The 17,475-nt window shown below is 71.1% G+C and carries 13 protein-coding genes; 5 read left to right on the top strand and 8 right to left on the bottom strand.

The features are described 5' to 3' along the window. Positions 1–21: 21 nt before the first annotated feature. From ABD235_RS32740 to ABD235_RS32730, 3 genes are read right to left on the bottom strand one after another with little or no spacing between them, the layout of a single operon-like run. The gene (locus tag ABD235_RS32740; RefSeq protein WP_344181238.1) at positions 22–2,679 is read right to left on the bottom strand and encodes a tetratricopeptide repeat protein; all 2,658 of its coding nucleotides are present in this window, start codon (positions 2,677–2,679) and stop codon (positions 22–24) included. Beyond that, positions 2,676–4,439 (bottom strand): HSP90 family protein, encoded by a 1,764-nt coding sequence (locus ABD235_RS32735; protein WP_344181237.1) that lies wholly within the window; start codon positions 4,437–4,439, stop codon positions 2,676–2,678. The genes ABD235_RS32740 and ABD235_RS32735 overlap by 4 nt, the downstream gene beginning before the upstream one ends. 54 nt (positions 4,440–4,493) lie before the next feature. Beyond that, a complete protein-coding gene (locus ABD235_RS32730) occupies positions 4,494–5,276 on the bottom strand; it encodes a TetR/AcrR family transcriptional regulator (RefSeq protein ID WP_344181235.1) in 783 nt (260 codons plus the stop codon). Between the two features lie 88 nt (positions 5,277–5,364). Here ABD235_RS32730 and ABD235_RS32725 point away from each other — a divergent pair, with 88 nt between their 5' ends. Continuing rightward, positions 5,365–6,204: an NmrA family NAD(P)-binding protein gene (locus tag ABD235_RS32725; RefSeq protein ID WP_344181233.1), complete on the top strand. Its 840-nt coding sequence runs from the start codon at positions 5,365–5,367 to the stop codon at positions 6,202–6,204. Between the two features lie 37 nt (positions 6,205–6,241). Beyond that, positions 6,242–7,381: an Rv2578c family radical SAM protein gene (locus ABD235_RS32720; RefSeq protein WP_344181231.1), complete on the top strand. Its 1,140-nt coding sequence runs from the start codon at positions 6,242–6,244 to the stop codon at positions 7,379–7,381. Between the two features lie 974 nt (positions 7,382–8,355). Here ABD235_RS32720 and map read toward each other — a convergent pair. Continuing rightward, positions 8,356–9,126, bottom strand: coding sequence for a type I methionyl aminopeptidase (gene map / locus ABD235_RS32715; protein WP_344181360.1), 771 nt, complete (start codon positions 9,124–9,126; stop codon positions 8,356–8,358). A gap of 197 nt (positions 9,127–9,323) precedes the next feature. Here map and ABD235_RS32710 point away from each other — a divergent pair, with 197 nt between their 5' ends. Both ABD235_RS32710 and ABD235_RS32705 read left to right on the top strand, forming a co-directional pair. Continuing rightward, positions 9,324–10,439 carry a CapA family protein gene (locus ABD235_RS32710; protein ID WP_344181229.1) on the top strand — a complete coding sequence of 372 codons (1,116 nt, stop codon included), beginning with the start codon at positions 9,324–9,326 and terminating at the stop codon, positions 10,437–10,439. 81 nt (positions 10,440–10,520) lie between these two features. After that, the gene (locus ABD235_RS32705) at positions 10,521–11,063 is read left to right on the top strand and encodes a 23S rRNA (adenine(2058)-N(6))-methyltransferase Erm(C) (protein ID WP_344181228.1); all 543 of its coding nucleotides are present in this window, start codon (positions 10,521–10,523) and stop codon (positions 11,061–11,063) included. 53 nt (positions 11,064–11,116) lie between these two features. Here the strand turns inward: ABD235_RS32705 and ABD235_RS32700 are convergent, their stop codons facing one another. Both ABD235_RS32700 and ABD235_RS32695 read right to left on the bottom strand, forming a co-directional pair. Beyond that, positions 11,117–12,853, bottom strand: coding sequence for an ABC transporter ATP-binding protein (locus ABD235_RS32700; protein ID WP_344181226.1), 1,737 nt, complete (start codon positions 12,851–12,853; stop codon positions 11,117–11,119). Beyond that, positions 12,850–14,571 (bottom strand): ABC transporter ATP-binding protein, encoded by a 1,722-nt coding sequence (locus tag ABD235_RS32695; RefSeq protein WP_344181225.1) that lies wholly within the window; start codon positions 14,569–14,571, stop codon positions 12,850–12,852. The genes ABD235_RS32700 and ABD235_RS32695 overlap by 4 nt, the downstream gene beginning before the upstream one ends. 134 nt (positions 14,572–14,705) lie before the next feature. Between ABD235_RS32695 and ABD235_RS32690 the strand changes: the two genes are divergently transcribed. Further along, entirely contained in the window at positions 14,706–15,674 is a 969-nt protein-coding gene (locus ABD235_RS32690) for a glycerophosphodiester phosphodiesterase (protein ID WP_344181224.1), read from the top strand. Here the strand turns inward: ABD235_RS32690 and ABD235_RS32685 are convergent. Both ABD235_RS32685 and ABD235_RS32680 read right to left on the bottom strand, forming a co-directional pair. Then, positions 15,671–16,936 (bottom strand): M48 family metalloprotease, encoded by a 1,266-nt coding sequence (locus tag ABD235_RS32685; protein WP_344181222.1) that lies wholly within the window; start codon positions 16,934–16,936, stop codon positions 15,671–15,673. The genes ABD235_RS32690 and ABD235_RS32685 overlap by 4 nt on opposite strands. A gap of 128 nt (positions 16,937–17,064) precedes the next feature. Next, entirely contained in the window at positions 17,065–17,397 is a 333-nt protein-coding gene (locus ABD235_RS32680; RefSeq protein WP_344181220.1) for a PspC domain-containing protein, read from the bottom strand. Positions 17,398–17,475: the final 78 nt, after the last annotated feature.

Raw genomic sequence — 17,475 nt, 5'->3', positions numbered from 1 at the left:
TGGAGCCTCAGTTCAGTACCGTCATCCCGCTTGGTTCAGTTGGGCTTCCAACGCGTCCGCCTCTTGGTGGCGGTCGAGCTGACGGAGACGGTCGGCCAGGAGGTAGCCGGTTCGGTGGTAGTGGGGATGGCTGGTGGGCAGGGTGGTGAAGATCTGCTGCAGCGCGGTCTCGTCGGTGGTGGCGTGCTCGGCCAGCAGGAGCTGGGCGTTGAGGTGCTGGTCCTCGTAGCCGCCTCGTTCGTAGGCCTCCAAGGCCTGGGTGGCTTCAGCGACCAGCGTCCCCACCTCACCCTGCTGCAGAGCGAGGATGGCTCGGTCCCAGTGGATCCCCGCCTGCTGGAAGAGCACGTGCTCGTCAGCTGACGGTAGCGCCTGCAGCACCGGCTCGGCGCGGTCCAGCAGCTCGCGGACCTGGGTGAAGTCTCCGGCGTACCGAGCGGACTGCCCAGCAAGGCGCAGTGCCTGGACGTACTCGAGCGGCTGCTCAGCGGCCTCGAAGTACGCCGCCGCGGCCACGAACACGTCGACGGCCTCCTTGTCGCGGTCGAGGCGTTCTAGCAAGTTCCCCTCGTCCTGCTTGGTCTGCGCAAGCCAGTACGGGTGCGCATCAGCCGGAGCCTCCGCCAGCAGTGTCCGCACCTGCGTCAGCGCGGACTCCATCTCGCCAAGCGCTCGATACGCATCAGCCAGTACGCCGCGTACGTCGCCCAGCAGGCCGGCCAGCTCAGGATCCTGCAGCGACGGCAACGCCTCCTCAGCAGTCTCGGCCGCCTCCAGTGCGCGACCGCTGAACAGGTACGCCTTGGCGAGCTCCAACCGGCAGATCGCCAGGTGCACGTCGCTGTCCGGCTTGCCGGTCGCCAAGGCGATTGCCTCTTCCAGGTCCCCGACCGCCTCGGCAGGGCGCTGCAGTGCGAGCCGGATACACCCCCGCTGGCGGTAGGCGAACGAGCGCGGCATCTCCTCCCGCGTGCTCGTTCCAGCGGTAGCAGCCTCTTCGGCCTCCTCCAGCCGCTCCAGCTGCAGCAACAGGTTGCACTGCAGGATTCCAGCGCCCGACTGCAGGTCCGGGTCAGTGTCCGGCCGGGTGCGGAGTACCGACAGCTCGGCCAGCGCCTCCTCACTGCGACCAGCCTGCGCCAGCATCGTCGCCAACGAGTACTGCCACCCACCACGTCGTCGCGGCTCGTCCTCCTCGATCAGCTGCCGCAGCGGCGCTTCGCCAGTGGCCAGGCCCTCGTCCAGCTGCCCGGCGTCGCACAGGACGCGGCCGATCCGCCCGCGGTCACGCAGTACGCGAACGTCCTCGCCCAGCTCCGCGTAAACGGTCAGCGCCTCACGCCAAGACTCCAGCGCGAGCTCGACATCTTCGTTGTTCGAGGCAACCAATCCACGCCCGTCGAGCACCCGCGCCCGGTCCAGCGGCGTACGGTCGCTCTCCGGCACCTCCTGCTCGAACGCCGCCCACGCAGCGATCGCTTCCGTACGACGGTCCGTCTGCCAAGCCTCCTCGGCCCGGTCAAGCCAAACCCGGCCGGCCCCCTCCGGCAGCGGCGCCTCCGGAACAGCAGGAGCCGCCACCTGCGCCCGCTGGTGAGCCTTGCGAGCAGTCTCCGACAGCGGCAGGTAGTCGACCCATGGCTCGGCAGCCAGCACAGCGCTCACGTTCTCACTCTGCCGCTTCGTCCCGTTCCGCTCGTCGAACTGCGCGGCCAGCGCCAGCGCCTGCTGGGCCAGCTCCTCCGCGAGCTGCGCGGAGTCCACGTCCTCGCTGGACGATCGGCGGATCCGCAGGTCCACCCGGCTCAGCGCGTGCGACGCGGCCGCGGCGAAGTCCATGGTGGCCAGCGGGCTGGGGGAGTCGGCCAGGTCCGGCAGGTGGCGCTCGATCAGCTCGACAGCCCGCGGCAGGTTGCCGGTGCGTGCGCAGAAGCGGATGTGGTCGGCGTACGCGCTCAGCTCGCCGGGCTGGTTGCGCAGGATCCGGTACGCGCGCCGGTGCGCGTCGACGGCCTCGGTGTACATGCCCTCGGCCACGTAAGCAGGCAGCAGCGTGGTCAGCATCTGCTGCGGCTGCTCGTTGCAGGTCAGCTGCCCGTCCAGTACGCCGACCGACAGCGCGACCGCCTCAGCGGTCTGCCCGGTGGTCGTCAGGTGCAGCACCTTGCTCGTCGGGTCGCAGCCGATGCAGTCCGACAGGTCGTCGCGCGGTGAGGTCGACCAGAGCCGGAACTGCTCGGCCGCCGTCTCGTCGTCACCGATGTGCGCGGCCACCTGCCAGCGGTGCTGGTGCACGGCGTGCGGGCTGTGCCCACCGACCCGCCAGCGCCGTTCCATGTCGTCCAGTACGGCGTACGTCCGGTCGAGCGGGACCTCGGGGAACTTGGTCAACGTGTTCGGCGCGTACTTGAAGCACCACAGGAACAGGTGCGAGTGCTCCTGGTACTTGGCCGGGTCGGCGTCCCAGTCCGCCACGCAGCGTGCGAACGGCACCAGCGACTTCCGGGGCTCGCCGCCCATCACGTACGCCGTCACGAGCTCCAGCCGGGCGAAGAAGGCCAGGTCCTCGACCCCGGCGGCGTCGGCCCGCCGGACCACGTCCTCCAGCATCGCGGCCCGGGCCTTGCCGTACGGCGTGAGCCGGGCCTGGTGCAGCCGGTCGACCAGATCGTCTGTCATCGCGTCGGGTCCTCCGCAGTAGGAACGGCCTGGTCGAGCAGACCGAGGAACGACCGGTTCACCAGCGCGGAATCCGCCGGGCCGATCGGGTGGTAGCCGAGCATCAGCGCGTGCCCGTACAGGCCTTCCACGGCCAGCCTGGCGAGCTCCGGGTCGGCCAACGCGGCCATCCGGCGTACGAGCGGGCTGCGGTGGTTCAGCACGAGCTGGGGACGGCTGTCGTCGTTGGTGTCGAGTGCGCCGAGCACCTCCGACCAGAGCGCGTCGGTCCGCTCCCTGGTGGCGCGCAGCTCACTGGCGAACTGTGCTGACCGGTCCACGAGGTAGATGGCCGACAGCGAGGCCGGGTCGAACGCGCGGACGACCACCTCGCAGCCGACCGGGTCCAGCGTCTCCTGGGCCAGCTGGACGAACGGCCGCAGCTCCAGCTCGGTCTGAGGGTCCAGACCGTCGAAGCTGGTGCTCAGCTCGGTCGGGTCGAACCTGCTGGTGACCAGGTCGGGTACGACGTCGGGCAGCCGGTGCAGCAGCTCCGCGTCGTAGGTGTAGCCGGCGTTGACGATGGTCAGGTCCTGCGCCGAGGCGACCGCCGCGAGCTGGCGGAACTCCTCGATCGTCCCGACGTACCGGATCTCGCCCTTGCGCTCCTGCAGCTCGGCGGCGGTCATCCGGCCGTGGTTGGTCTCGAACCGGAGCCAGCGGTGCACCAGCCGAAGCATCTCGTCGTCGTGCAGCGCCAGGGCCTTCACACCGAGCTGGTGGATGCCCAGGAACCGGTCCAGCTTCTGCGGGTCGGTGCTGCCGAGCCGGACCATCCAGCCGCGCAGCTGCTCACCCAGCGCCTCCCTGGTGGTCTCCAGGTGGCCGTCGTCGAACAGGGCCTCGCGGCTCGCGGTCGGGCGCAGCTCGGAGGTGTCGATCACGGCGCGGACGAAGAACGCCCAGTCCGGCAGCAGCCCTTCGACGCCTTCGGCCAGCAGCATCCGCTTCAGGTAGACGCGGTGGGTGGCCCGCTCGGCCGGGTTGGCCGCGAAGGGCAGCACGAAGGCGACGCCGGTCAGTCCGGCCGCCGGGTTGTTCAGCGGGATCACGTCGAACGGCGTGAAGCCGAGGTGGTCCTGCGCGTAGCCGACCAGGTCGGCCCGGCCGTTGCCCTCCCAGGGCGCGACGCCGTCGGTGACCCGCTCGCCGTTGACCGTGATCTCCAACGGCAGCAGGGCTCCGAACAGCTTGACCAGCTCGATCACCGTCGCGGTCTTGAACCACTGCTCGGCGCCGCGGCGGGCCTGCAGCGTCACCGTCGTACCGACCGCGTCGCGATCCGCTGCCTCGCCGATCGTGTAGCGGCCGTCCGCCGTACCGTTCCAGCGCGTGGTCGGACCGTCCGCCGGGCGGGTCACCACCTCGATCTCGTCGGCCACCATGAACGCCGACAGCAGCCCGATCCCGAACTGCCCGAGGAACTCGGTCCGCGCGAACCCGATCTCGTCCCGCTTCGAGCTCCGCCCGATCGTCGCCAGCAGCTCGCGCACCTCGTCCGGCCGCAGCCCGATCCCGCTGTCGCTGATGCTCAGCCGCTGTCCGTCGACGACGATCCCGATCGTGCCCGGCGCCGTCGCGTCCCCGGCCCGCCGCGCCGTCACCGCGTCCACGGCGTTCTGCAGCAGCTCCCGCAGGTAGACCCGCGGACTGCTGTACAGGTGGTGACTCAGCAGGTCGACCACACCCTGCAGATCCACCCGGAAGTTCTCGCTACCCATTGCCCAGCCCCTCCAGCTCAAAGCTTCCCAAACGCTACGGCATGGGTGGTCCGGCTACTTGCTCGCGGCGATGCCGTCGAGGAGGCGGTCGAGGCCGAAGCGGTAGGCCTGGGCGGTGACCTCGCGGGTGCCGTTGCCGTACGACGTACCGCCGCCCTCGCCGTCGTTCCAGACCGCGGTCATCGTGGGGTAGCGGTCGACGTCGAAGTAGTTCTCCCAGAGGTCGCCGCGCTCGTGCCACCAGGCGTCGTGGGTCTGGCCGGTCGAGCGCTCGATCAGGTCGCTCTCGGCCTCGCCGCCGGCGGCCGAGTCGACGTAGGTCGCGATCGCCAGCGCGGCGAGGTTGGCACGCGCTGGTGGCAGGCCGAGCGCGAACATGGTGGACAGCAGGTACTCGCGGGCGGCCAGCATGCCCGGGCCGACGGGCGGGCGGATCGTCGAGACGCCGCTCAGCCAGGGGTGGCGCGAGTAGGTCGCGCGGGTCTCGTCGGAGTACAGCTCGACCTGCGCCCGCCAGTCGGCCGGGCGGTCCTCGCCGGGGCCGGGCAGGCGTCGTTCCAGCAGGACCTGGTCGATCATCAGATCGAGCAGCTCCTCCTTGGACGGCACGTAGGTGTAGAGCGTCATCGTCCCGACGCCGAGAGCCTTGGCGACGTTGCCCATCGAAGCGGCGGCGATCCCGCGCTCGTCGGCGAGCGCGACCGCGGTGTCGACCACGGTGTCCAGCTGCAGCGTGGGCTTGCGGCCGCGGAGCTTCTCCTGGGCCGGCTGGGTCTTCCGCCAGAGCAGGGCGAGCGTGCGGGCGGCCGGGCCGCCGCCGCTGTGCTGCACCGTCATCTCGCACCTCGTTTCCGTCGCCCCATCCTATGATCAGCAATTGTCGTATACCCTACGGGAATTGCTTCCGACAGGTTGGGACTGGGGAATGACGATCTTGGTGACGGGTGCGACCGGCAGCGTTGGGCGGTTGCTGGTGGACGAACTGGTGGCGGCAGGCGTGCGGGACGTCCGGGCGCTGACGAACAATCCGGCGAAGGCGGCGCTGCCGTCCGGCGTCGAGGTGGCGCATGGGTACTTGGGGAAGCCGGCGACGCTGCCCGCGGCGCTCGACGGGGTCGACACGGTCTACCTCGCGCCGCTGCCGGCGTACGTCGACGAGTTCGTGACGGCGGCGCAGAAGGCCGGCGTACGGCGGGTGGTCGTGCTGTCGGGCGAGCCGGCCGAGTACGAGGCGCAAGGGGATCCGGGGAGCTGGCACTACTACAAGGTCGAGCGGGCGATCGAGGACGGCGGCTTCGAGTGGGTGCATCTGCGGCCCGGGCAGTTCATGAACAACACGCTCGACTGGGCGCCCTCGATCAAGGCCGAAGGCGTTGTCCGAGGTCCGTACGCCGATGCGGTGCAGCTGCCGATCGACCTCGGTGACATCGCGGCAGTGGCGAGCGCCGTGCTGCGGGACGAGAGCTACACCGGGCAGAAGCTCGGGATGAGTGGGCCGGAGCAGCTGACGCAGCCGCAGGAGGTCGCGTTGATCGGGGAGGCGCTCGGGCGAGAGCTGCGGTTCGAGGAGCTGACGCACGAGGAAGCCGTGGCGGCGTGGACGCCGTTCATGGGAGCCGAGTCGGCCGAGTGGCTGGTGGACGGCTTCCGGATGATGGCCGAGTACGCCGCCGAGCCGTCGCCGGTGGTGCAGGAGGTGGCCGGGCGACCGGCCAAGTCCTACCGGGAGTGGGCGCGGGACAACGTCGCGGCGTTCCGGGGGTGATTTGAAAGCTGGGCGAACATGTGTTCGACTGTACTTCATGAGGTGGGCAGGGCAGCAGCTCGACGCGGAGGCTCCGGGGACGTTGCCGGGGCTGGGCTCGATCGCGGGCCTGGTCCGGTCGGTGACGACGCCGGAGTTCCAGGGGGTGACGTTCCACGAGGTGCTCGCGCGGTCGGCGCTGAACTCGGTGCCGGGGACGGGGCTGCCGTTCAACTGGACGGTGAACCCCTATCGCGGCTGCACGCACGCCTGCCGGTACTGCTTCGCCCGGCCGACGCACAAGTACCTCGAGCTGGACGAGGGGCTGGACTTCGACCGGCAGATCGTGGTGAAGACGAACGTCGCCGACATCCTGCGCAAGGAGCTGGCCCGGCCGTCCTGGGGTGGTGAACAAGTTGCCCTCGGCACCAATACCGATCCGTACCAGCGGGCCGAGGGGCGGTACCGGCTGCTGCCCGGGATCATCTCGGCGCTGGCCGTCTCCGGGACGCCGCTGTCGATCCTGACCAAGGGCACGCTGCTCCGCCGCGACCTGCCGCTACTGCAGGAAGCGGCCGAGCAGGTGCCGGTCGGGATCGGCGTCTCGCTGGCGCTGGGCGACGAAGAACTGCGTCGTCGACTCGAGCCCGGTGTCCCGTCGGTGCGGGGCCGCCTCGATCTGATCCGCGCTGTGCGCGAGGCGGAGCTTCCGTGCGGGGTGATGGTCGCGCCGGTCCTGCCGTGGTTGACCGACTCCGCCGAACACCTGGACCACCTGTTCGGCCAGTTGGCCGAGGCCGGCGCGACGGGCGTCACCACGCTGGTCCTTCACCTGAGGCCCGGCGTCAAACCGTGGTTCATGAAGTGGCTGGCCGAAGACCACCCCGAGCTGGTCAAACGCTACGAGTCTTTGTATGCCCACGGCCCGAACGCCGCCCCCAGCTACCGCAACGCCTTCGAGTCCAAGGTCCGCCCGCTGCTGGAGAAACACGGCTTCGGCACGTCCTCCCACCGCAACACCCAGAACGTCGTCGAAGCCTCCGGCCAAGGCTCCTTCTCCGGCTGGGGCGAACCCACCGCCCGCTTCCGCAGCCGCCGCAGCAGTTCAGCCCCCTTCAACACCTCCACCACCCGCCGCCACCGCCCTGCTCCCGTCCCAGCCGCAATCCCCGAGCCGGATCAACAGCCGTTGTTCTAGCGGCCGGGCAGCTCCGGCGCACCAGCTGCAGCTACACCACCACCGGCTATTCAGCCACGCCACCCCCGGCTGTTCCAGCCGCACCACCGGCTGCTCCAGCCGTCTCACCCAAGCCGATCCTCGCGGATCCGCCCGCCCCACACCAGCGCCACGCCGCTTCGAGCAGTCACCCCTCGACCGCTGCGGCTCCATCCGTCGCCAACGCCCCATTGCACCGGTGCACGCGCACTCCGCGGCTACCCCGCAGTAATCGCCGTGCGGCCGCCAGCGCCCTTGCCCGCGACTACCGGTGCACTGTGCACCCGTACTCAGGCCGTCCGAAGCAATCGCCGCGCCGCCTGCCCCGCAGCCCTGGCCTGTGCTGGTCCCACCCCGCCCTGAGCCGCGCCGCACCAGCTGGCCTCGTCCCGGCCCGCCCGGCCCACCCGGCCCCGCCTCGGCCGGCCCGGTCCCGCCTCGGCCGGCCCGGTCCCGCACCTCCTCTGCCCGCACTGCCCCAGCCTTGCCCAGCCCCGCCGGCCCCGCCTCGGCCCGCCCGGCCCACCCGGCCCCGCCTCGGCCGGCCCGGTCCCGCACCTCCTCTGCCCGCACTGCCCCAGCCTTGCCCAGCCCCGCCGGCCCCGCCTCGGCCCGCCCGGCCCACCCGGCCCCGCCTCGGCCGGCCCGGTCCCGCCTCTGCCCGCCCTGCCCCAGCCGTGCCCGGCCCCGCCGGTCCCCGCCTCGGCCCGCGCCGCCTGGCCCGCGCCGGCATCAAGCAGCTTCGCGCGGCTCACCCACCCCCGCGGTCCGCTTGAACCCACTTTGTGCACCGGGCAGTCAGATTTTGTGTCGATCTGTGGCTGGCTGGTGCTCAAAGTCGTTTCCTGCAAGGGGGATGGAGTCCGGGGTGATTGGGGTGGCCGGGATTCGGGGCGGTGGATTCGGGGGTGGTGCTCAAGGCGCGGGGGAGTGCTGACCTGAGGCGATCCGCTCGGCTAGCCGCGCAGGGTGAGGATCTGCGGGCTGTCTTCCGTGATGGCGACGGTGTGTTCGGCGTGGGCGCCTCGGGTGCCGTCGGCGGAGCGGAGGGTCCAGCCGTCGGGGTCGATGACGTACGTGGAGCCGGGGCCGTGCCAGAACCAGGGCTCGATGGCGAGGACGTGGCCGGGGCGGAGTTTGAGGCCTCGGCCGGGGCGGCCGCCGTTGGGGATGTGGGGTTCCTCGTGCATCCGGCGGCCGATGCCGTGGCCGCCGAAGTCGAGGTTGGTGCCGACGCCGGCTTCCGTGCCGACGGTGCCGATGGCCGCGCCGATGTCGCCCAGGCGAGCACCCGGTACGGCGGCCGCGATGCCCGCGGCGAGGGCCCGTTCGGTCGTCGCAATCAGCTCGAGATCCTCGGCGCGCGGCGTACCGACGACGAAGCTGGTGGCGGAATCGGCGCACCAGCCGTCGACCGATGCACCGCAGTCGACGTTCAGCAGGTCGCCGTCCGCCAGGCGACGGCCGGTCGGCAGCCCGTGCAGCACGCCGTCGTTGACCGACGTGCAGATGACGCCGCGGAACGGCACCGACGAGAAGCCCGGCTGGTACCCGTCGAAGAGCGAGACCGCGCCGGCTGCCCGCAGGACGTCGCGGGCGATCTGGTCCAGCTCGAGCAGAGAGACGCCGACGGCCGCTGCCTTCTTCACGGTCATGAGTGCCGACGCGACCACCTGACCGGCCGTACGCATCGCGTCGATCTCGGCCGGTGTCTTCAGGTCCACCATCGGCTTGCTCTTCCTCCACGGCATCGGAAACCCCACGGGATAGTTATACCGGCCGGCAGGCTTCGTCGCCGGACCGTGACCCGGCTGGCCGGGAAGGGATTCAACCTTTTCGTCCGTCATGTCGTCTGTCAGGTGTCCACCTTTCCGGGTGGAGACCTGGGGGCTGGGACATGCGTGCGTTGCGTCGTTTGCTGGCGGTGGGAGTCCTGTTGGCCGTGGCCGGCGGCTGTGCGGACATCCCGGGCGCCCAAGGCCCGGACAGTACGCCGACGAACGGCACCGGATCAGGTCCTGGTGCTCAACCACCGGCCGGTGCGCAGGAGATCAGCCTGGTCGCGACCGGTGACGTGCTGCTGCACGAACGCCTCTGGACCACCGCCCGCCAGGACGGCCGCAACGGCCAGTGGGACTTCGCGCCCCTGCTCAGCGGCGTCGAACCACTCGTCCAGAGCGCGGACCTCGCCGTCTGTCACCTCGAGACACCGATCGGTACGCCGTACTCCGGTTACCCGCTCTTCCAGGGCCCGCCGCAGATCGTCCCGGCGCTGAAGAAGACCGGGTACGACGCGTGCTCGACCGCCAGCAACCACAGCTTCGACAAAGGTGCCGCCGGCATCGACCGGACGCTGCGCACCCTGGACCAGGCCGGCCTGAAGCACACCGGCACGGCCCGGACGCCGCAGGAGGCAGAGACACCGACGATCGTGGACGTGAAGGGCGTCAAGGTCGCGCTGCTCAGCTACACCTACGGCTTCAACGGCGTGCCCTACCCGAACGGCGAGACCTGGCGGGCCGGCAAGCTCGATCCGGCCAGGATCAAGGCGATGGCCCGCACGGCGCGCGACGCCGGCGTGCAGATCGTCGTGGTCAGCTGCCACTGGGGCGACGAGTACTCGACCGCGGTGAACCAGGACCAGCGCACGCTCGCCGCCGATTTGCTTGCCGACAGCAACATCGACCTGATCCTCGGCCACCACGCGCACGTCGTCCAGCCGATCCAGCAGCTGCACGGCAAGTGGGTCGTCTACGGCCTCGGCAACCTGGTCGCCGCGCACCGGACCCCGAACGCGCCGAAGGCCGAGGGCCTGCTGGTCAAGTTCACCTTCAAGCGCGACGGGGACCGCTGGACCGCCGAGGCGCCGGAGTACGCGCCGCTGCTGGTGACCGACACGCTCCCGGTCCGCGTGCTCGACGTACGCCGCGAGCTCGCCAAGACCGACTTGTCCGACAGCAAGCGCCGGCGGTTGGAGCTGGCCGAGCGCCGGACGACCGAGACGGTCGAGCGGCTGACCTCCGCACCGAAGGCGTTGTAGAGCGCCCGAAAACCCTTTGAGCACAGGGCGCTCAGCGCTCTAGGCTCGCCGCCATGATTACGTACTTCGTGATGGTCCGTCGTGCCCGCCTCCGGGCAGGCGAGGGGTGCCTGGGGATGGCATCCGCTCGATAGTCGTTGGGCTCAACGCGTCGTCGACGCCGCCGGGGTTCGTCCCGGTGAACTCGTCCTCGACGTAGGGGCCGGGCTCGGCGCGCTCACCGGTCCGTTGGTCAGGGCCGGCGCCGAGGTGATCGCGGTCGAGCTTCATCCCGGCCGGGCCGACAAGCTGCGGCAACGGTTCGCCGAGGTGAAGGTGATCCGGGTCGACGCCGCTGATCTGCGGTTGCCGACCCGGCCGTTCCGCGTGGTCTCGAGTCCGCCGTACGGGGTTTCCACCGCGTTGCTGAGGAGGTTGCTGGCACCGGGTTCGCGCCTGGTGTCCGCCGATCTCGTGCTGCAACGACAGGTGGTGAACCGGTGGATCGAAGGCCGCGCCCCCGCAGCCGCGCGCTGGAGCCGGTACTACGACGCATCGATCGGGATTCGCCTTCCCCGCAAGGCTTTCACCCCACCACCCCATGTCGATTCCGCCGTCCTGCGGATCAGCAGGACCCGACGCTAGGAAGAACGAACGGCCCGCTTCTCGAGGGAGAAGCGGGCCGTTCGCGCGACGGCTCAGCCGTGCCAGGACTTCCACAGCGCCGCGTACGAACCGTCCCGAGCGACCAGCTCGTCGTGGCTGCCCAGCTCACTGATCCTGCCGTCCTCGACGACGGCGACCCGGTCGGCATCGTGCGCCGTGTAGAGCCGGTGGGCGATCGCGATCACCGTCCGCCCTTCCAGTACGGCGGCCAGCGAGCGCTCCATGTGCCGGGCGGCCCGCGGGTCGATCAGCGAGGTCGCCTCGTCCAGCACCAGTGTGTGCGGGTCCGCCAGCACCAGTCGCGCCAGCGCCAGCTGCTGCGCCTGCGCCGGAGTCAACGCGAACTGCCCCGAGCCGACCCTGGTGTCCAGCCCGTCCGGCAGCGCCTCGGTCCACTCGCGCGCGTCCACGGCGTCCAGCGCGTCCAGGAGGGTCTCGTCGGAGGCGTCGGGTGACGCCATCGACAGGTTGTCCCGCAGGGTGCCGACGAACACGTGGTGCTCCTGGGTGACCAGCGCGACCTGCCGGCGCAGCTCGTCCAGCGGCAGGTCGGTCATCCCGACCCCACCGACGCTGACCGAACCGGTCCGCGGCGGGTGGATGCCCGCGATCAGCCGGCCGAGCGTCGACTTGCCCGCGCCGGACGGGCCGACCATCGCGATCCGCTCGCCCGGCTGGACCGTCAGGTCGACGCCGTGCAGCACGTCGCGCCCGTCGACGTACGAGAACCGCACATCGCGAGCCTCGACCAGCTCACCGGCCGGCTCCTCGCCGGTCGGCGCGCGGTCGTCCGGTACGTCGGTGATGCCGAGCAGGCGGGCCAGCGCCGCGCCACCGGACTGCAGCTCGTCCAGCCAGGAGATCAGCCGGTCGACCGGGTCGATCAGCTGGCTGGCGTAGAGGACCGCGGCGGTCACCGCACCCAGGGAGACGTGGCCGTTGATGTGCAGCCAGCCACCGAACAGCAGCGTGCCGACGATGGGCACCAGGTACCCGACCTCGACCACCGGGAAGTAGACCGTGCGCAGGAACAACGTGTACCGCTCGGCGTCGTACGAGCCGCGGATGTCCCGATCGCCGTACCGCACGCGCGCCTCGTACCGGCGCAGCGCCTCGACCGTGCGGGCGCCCTCGACGGTCTCGGCCAGCGAGCTGGTCATCTGCGCGTACGCCGCGTTCTCGCGCAGGTACCCGTCCTTGGCGCGGCGCAGGTACCACTTGGTGCTGATCCACAGCACCGGCACCATCGCGAGCAGCGGCACCAGCACCCAGACCCCGACCAGCATCGCGGCCGCGACCGTGAACAGCACGGTGACGAACGCGATGATCGTCTCCGGTACGGCGAACCGCACGGTCCTCGACAGCGTGTCCACGTCGCGCGAGGTGCGCGACAGCAGGTCGCCGGTGCCGGCCCGCTCGACCGTGCCGATCGGCAGCGCCAGCGCGTCGTCGACGAAGTCCTCCCGCAGCTCGGCCAGCACCTGCTCGCCGAGCGCGAACGACCGGTACCTGGCCCAGCGGGTGAGCAGCGACTGCACCACCACGAACACGGCGATCACGGCGATCACCTGGTTGACGGCGGCCGCCGTCGTACCGCGCTGGACGTCCTCGACCAGCTCACCGATCAGCCGGGGCGTGGCCAGGCCGGTAACTGCCGCCAGGCCGTGCAGGCCGAGCGCGATCAGCAGGGCGCGCGGGTGCCGCCGGGCCAGCCGACGGGCGTGCCGGCGGACCTGTGCGGAGTCTGCGACGGGCAGGATCCGCTTCATGCGAGCACCTCCTCTTCCTCGGTCTGGCGGGTGACGGTCCGGCGGTAGCGCGGTTCGGTCTCCAGCAGCTGCCGGTGCCGGCCGCTGGCGACGACTCGGCCGTCGGCGACGAAGATGACCTCGTCGACCCGGTCGAGCAGCAGCGGGCTGGACGTCAGTACGACGGTGCTGCGGCCCTGCCGGTACTCTCGGAGCCGGTCGGCGATCCGGGCCTCGGTGTGCGCGTCCACTGCGGACGTGGGCTCCACGAGCACCAGCACCGACGGGTCGGCGAGCAGTGCGCGGACCAGGACCAGCCGCTGGCGCTGGCCGCCCGAGAACGACCGGCCCTTCTCCTCCACCTCGGCGTCGAGTCCGTCGGCCAGGGCGACCAGCACGTCCTCCGCCGAAGCGGTCCGGATCGCTGCCATCAGCTCGTCGTCGGTACGCCGGCCGGACGGGTCCAGCTCCTCCCGCAGTACGCCGGTGAACAGCTGGGACCCGGTGTCGCTGACCAGGATGCGCTGCCGGACGTCGGCCCGGGTGGCGCTGGCCAGCGTGACTCCGCCGTACCGGACTTCGCTGGCGTCGTCGTACCGGCCGAGGACGTCGGCGATGACCGCCGCGCGGTCGGACTCGGCGGAGACGATCGCGGTGAGGCGTCCGTCGCGCACGCGGATGCCGGAGACCGGGTCGACCAGGTCGCCGCGGTCGGGCAGGCGGACCGGCTCGGCCGGGTCGGCGACGTCGGGCGTCAGCTCGAGCACGCGGACGATCCGGCGGCCGGCGACCAGCGCACGCATCAGGGCGTTGGCCATCTCGGTCGCCGTCCGCAGCGGCAGCACCAGGAACGTCGCGTACCCGTAGAAGGCGACCAGGCTGCCCGCGCTCAGGTCGCCGCGGACGGCGAAGTGCGCGCCGAGCCCCACCACGCTGACCACGAAGATGCCCGGCAGGAACACCTGCGCGGCGTCCAGCACGGACTGGATGCCGGCCACCTTCACGCCGGCGCCACGGACCCGCTGCGACTCGGCGCGGTACCGCTTGGAGAAGGACTCCTCGCCGCCGATGCCGCGCAGCACGCGCAGGCCGGAGACGATGTCGGAGCCCAGCGAGTTCAGCTCGCCGACCGCCTCGCGCTGGGCGAACTGGCGTCGGTGCAGCGGGCGCAGCAGCGGGCCGAGCGCGAACAGCATCAGCGGTACGCCGATCAGCACGACCAGGCCGAGCGTCGTCGACGTGCTCAGCAGGATGAACGCGACCACGACGAACGCGACGACCGCGCCGGCGAACCGGGCCGAGATCTCCAGCAGGTTGCCGATGTAGGCCAGGTCGCCGGCGCCGATGCTGACCACCTCGCCGGTGGCCAGGTTCTTCGGCAGGGTGGCGCCCAGGTCGGCGGACTGGCGGGTGACCACCTGGACGGTCCGGTAGGCGCCGCTCAGCCAGTTGGTCACCGCGAACCGGTGCCGCATGATGCCGGCCAGCGCCTGCACGACGCCGACCGCGAACAGCAGCGCCGTCCAGCCGAGCAGCCGGTCGACGTCGCCGCCGGCGATGCCCTCGTCGATGGCCTGGCCCAGGATCGCCGGGACGAACGCCTGCGCGCCCATCCAGAGCATGCCGAAGGTCATCCCGCCCAGGAGCGTGGCCTTCTGGCCGCGGGCCACCCAGAGCAGGTAGCGCGCGGCGGAACGGTGATCCGGAGTGCCGGGATCGGCGAGAGGAAGTTGTTTCATAACCGTTTCAGGCTAGGCCTGGCCACCGACAAATTGCATGTGGTTTAACCGGCCCCCGGAGGCTCGGCAGAGCTTCATCTTGCGTTGGGCAACGAGTTCCCCGGCCGCCACCTCGGCCGCCTGTCCTGGATCACATGCTGGTCATCGCGCATCGGGGAGCGAGCGGGTACCGCCCGGAACACACGCCGGCGGCGTACCGCCTGGCCGCGGCGCTCGGCGCCGACTACCTGGAGCCGGACCTGGTCGCCACGCTGGACGGCGTCCTGGTGGCCCGGCACGAGAACGAGATCTCCGGGACGACCGACGTCGCCGACCATGCGGTGTTCGCCGATCGCCGGATCACCAAGATCGTCGACGGCGAGGCGGTCACCGGCTGGTTCGTCGAGGACTTCACCTACGCCGAGCTGCGCACGCTGCGCGCCCGGGAGCGGATGCCCGCCCTGCGCGCGGCCAACACCGCGTACGACGGCCGCGAGACGATCGCGACCTTCGACGACGTGGTCGCGCTGGCCCGGCAGGAGTCGGCCCGGCTCGGCCGGCCGATCGGAGTGATCCCGGAGATCAAGCACCCGGCGTACTTCCGTCGGCTCGGGCTGCCGCTGGAGGAGCTGCTGGCCGAGCGGCTGACCGCGCTCGGTGTCCGCCGGGGCGAGGCGATGGTGCAGTCGTTCGAGCCGACCAGCCTGCGCCGGCTGGCGGTGATGACCGACGTGCCGCTGGTCCAGCTGGTCGACTCCGAGGGCACGCCGAACGACTTCCTGCGCTTCGGCGACGACCGGACCTTCACCGACCTGACCGGACCGGCCGGGCTGCGCGAGATCTCGACGTACGCCGAAGTGCTGGCGCCGCACAAGGACCTGGTCATCCCGCGCCGTTCCGACGGTGCTCTGGGCGAGCCGACCCGGCTGGTCGAGCAGGCGCACCGCGCCGGCCTGAAGGTCCAGGTCTGGACGTTCCGCGCCGAGCGCCGCTTCCTGCCGACCGGTCTGGACCTTGCCGCCGAGCTGAGGGCCTTCGCCGCCACCGGCATCGACGGTGTCTTCGCCGACCACCCGGACATCGCCGTGGCCACCATGGCCCGCCGGGCCACGCTGAAGGTCTAGAGAGCGGCCCGCAGTTGCTTCAGCACCCGTTCGGCGGCAGGCGCCAGCTCGCGGTCGATCGTGCGGCTGTCGTCCAGGCCCAGTACGACGCGGGCGCTGGTGGCCGCTCGGGTGCGGATCAGCTTGGTCCGCAGGTACGTCGGCGGGTGGCTGGAGTCGGTCCGTGTCTCCCGCAGCCGGCTGAGCCGCAGCCGCCGCTCGATCTCCCGCTTCGGTGTCTCGGTCACCGCACGCCGTACGGCCTCCAGCGGTGGCAGGTCCTTCTCGAAGCGCAGTGCTCGCTCCAGCGCCCGGTGCGACGAGTCGGCCAGTAGCGTCCGCTCCAGCGCCCAGGCCGCGGCGTCCGAGCCGGCCACCTCACCGGCCGTGCGGTCCGCTAGGTACTCCGCGCGCTGGTTGGCCCGCAGATTCATCCTGTCGAGCAGCCAGGCGTAGCCGCGAACGATCGGCCCGACGACGGCGTTGATCAGGCGGGTGAGGTGACCGACCGAGGTGTCGGTCCCCAGGTCGTGCGCCGCGTCCAGCTTGTACTCGTCGTACGGCTGCTCGGTGAACGCCTCTTCCAGCTGCTCCAGCACCGACTCGGCCGCACCGACCACCCAGCCGTGCCGGGCGTCGCCGTTCTTGCCGTGGCCGAGCTCGTGAGCCAGCAGCGCCACCCGCTCCTGCGGGCGCAGCCCGGTCCAGAGCGGCAGGCCGAGGCCGATGACCGGGCGGAAGCGCCAGCCGACCCGGGTGAAGTAGAGGTTCGGCTCGGCGTCCAGGGCGACCGCGGCGACCCGTGGAGTGCCGATGCTCGCGGCGATCTGGTCCAGCAGCCTGAACAGCACCGGGGCGTCCTCGCGGTGGACCAGCTCTGCGTCGGGGTCGAGGCGGGCGGCGCGAGGCCGCAGCATCAGGCCGATCCCGAGGGCAACCGCCGCCATCGGAATGCTGAGCCAGAGCGGTCGGTAGAACACCAGGAGAGCGACTCCACCGATCAGGGCGACCAGGGGGAGGACCAGCAGGACAGCTGACAACAGGTACGCCGTGACGCGGGCCAAGTCCCAGCCAGGTCGATTGACCCGTCCGGTCTCAAGCTCGCGGTAGAGGGTGTCGGCCAGCTGGTGCTCCAGCTTGAGGCGCCAGGCCGGGTGCTTGTGGTCCGGCCCGGTCGGGTCGACGTTCCAGTCGCACTGGTCGCACCAGGTCACGTAGCCGGGGTCGACGCGGATCTGCTGGGCGCACTGCGGACAGCGGGTGACGCCGGCATCGGTCTGCACTGCAGCAGTGTGGCAGTGCGGTCGGAGATCTTCGGTGAGGCGGCGCGATTCAGCTGCCGCCCCAGGTCTGCACGGCAGCAGTGTGGCCCTTGGAGGGCCCGGTGCTCACTGCTGCCGTGGCAGCTGGGTCACGCGGCCGGCGGCTTGTCGTCGTAGATGCGGGCGGCGATGTCGCCCTCCGGCGTGGTCTGCGGCTGCGGCTGCTGGTGGTTCTGCTGGACGCTCTGCCAGACGGCCTTGCCGTCGGACTCCGGCATCACGATCCAGGCGATCACGTAGCCGATCAGCGCGGTGCCACCGGTGAGCAGGGTCAGCCCGACGATGCCCAGGCGGACCAGGGTCGCGTCGATGTTCAGGTACTCCGCGATGCCGCCGGAGACACCGGACAGCATCCGCTGGTCACGCGAACGGCGGAGGGTCTTGCCGGACAGGTTCTGGAAGGGTGCGCTGTTGTTCGTCATGTCCTCCACTGTGCCGCCCGGGGACCCTCCCGCACATCAGGATCGGTACCGACCGGCCCCTGACCCGACCCCTGGATC

Source organism: Kribbella lupini, from assembly GCF_039529595.1.
Lineage (GTDB): Bacteria > Actinomycetota > Actinomycetes > Propionibacteriales > Kribbellaceae > Kribbella > Kribbella lupini.
This window is presented reverse-complemented; position numbering and strand designations above follow the sequence as displayed.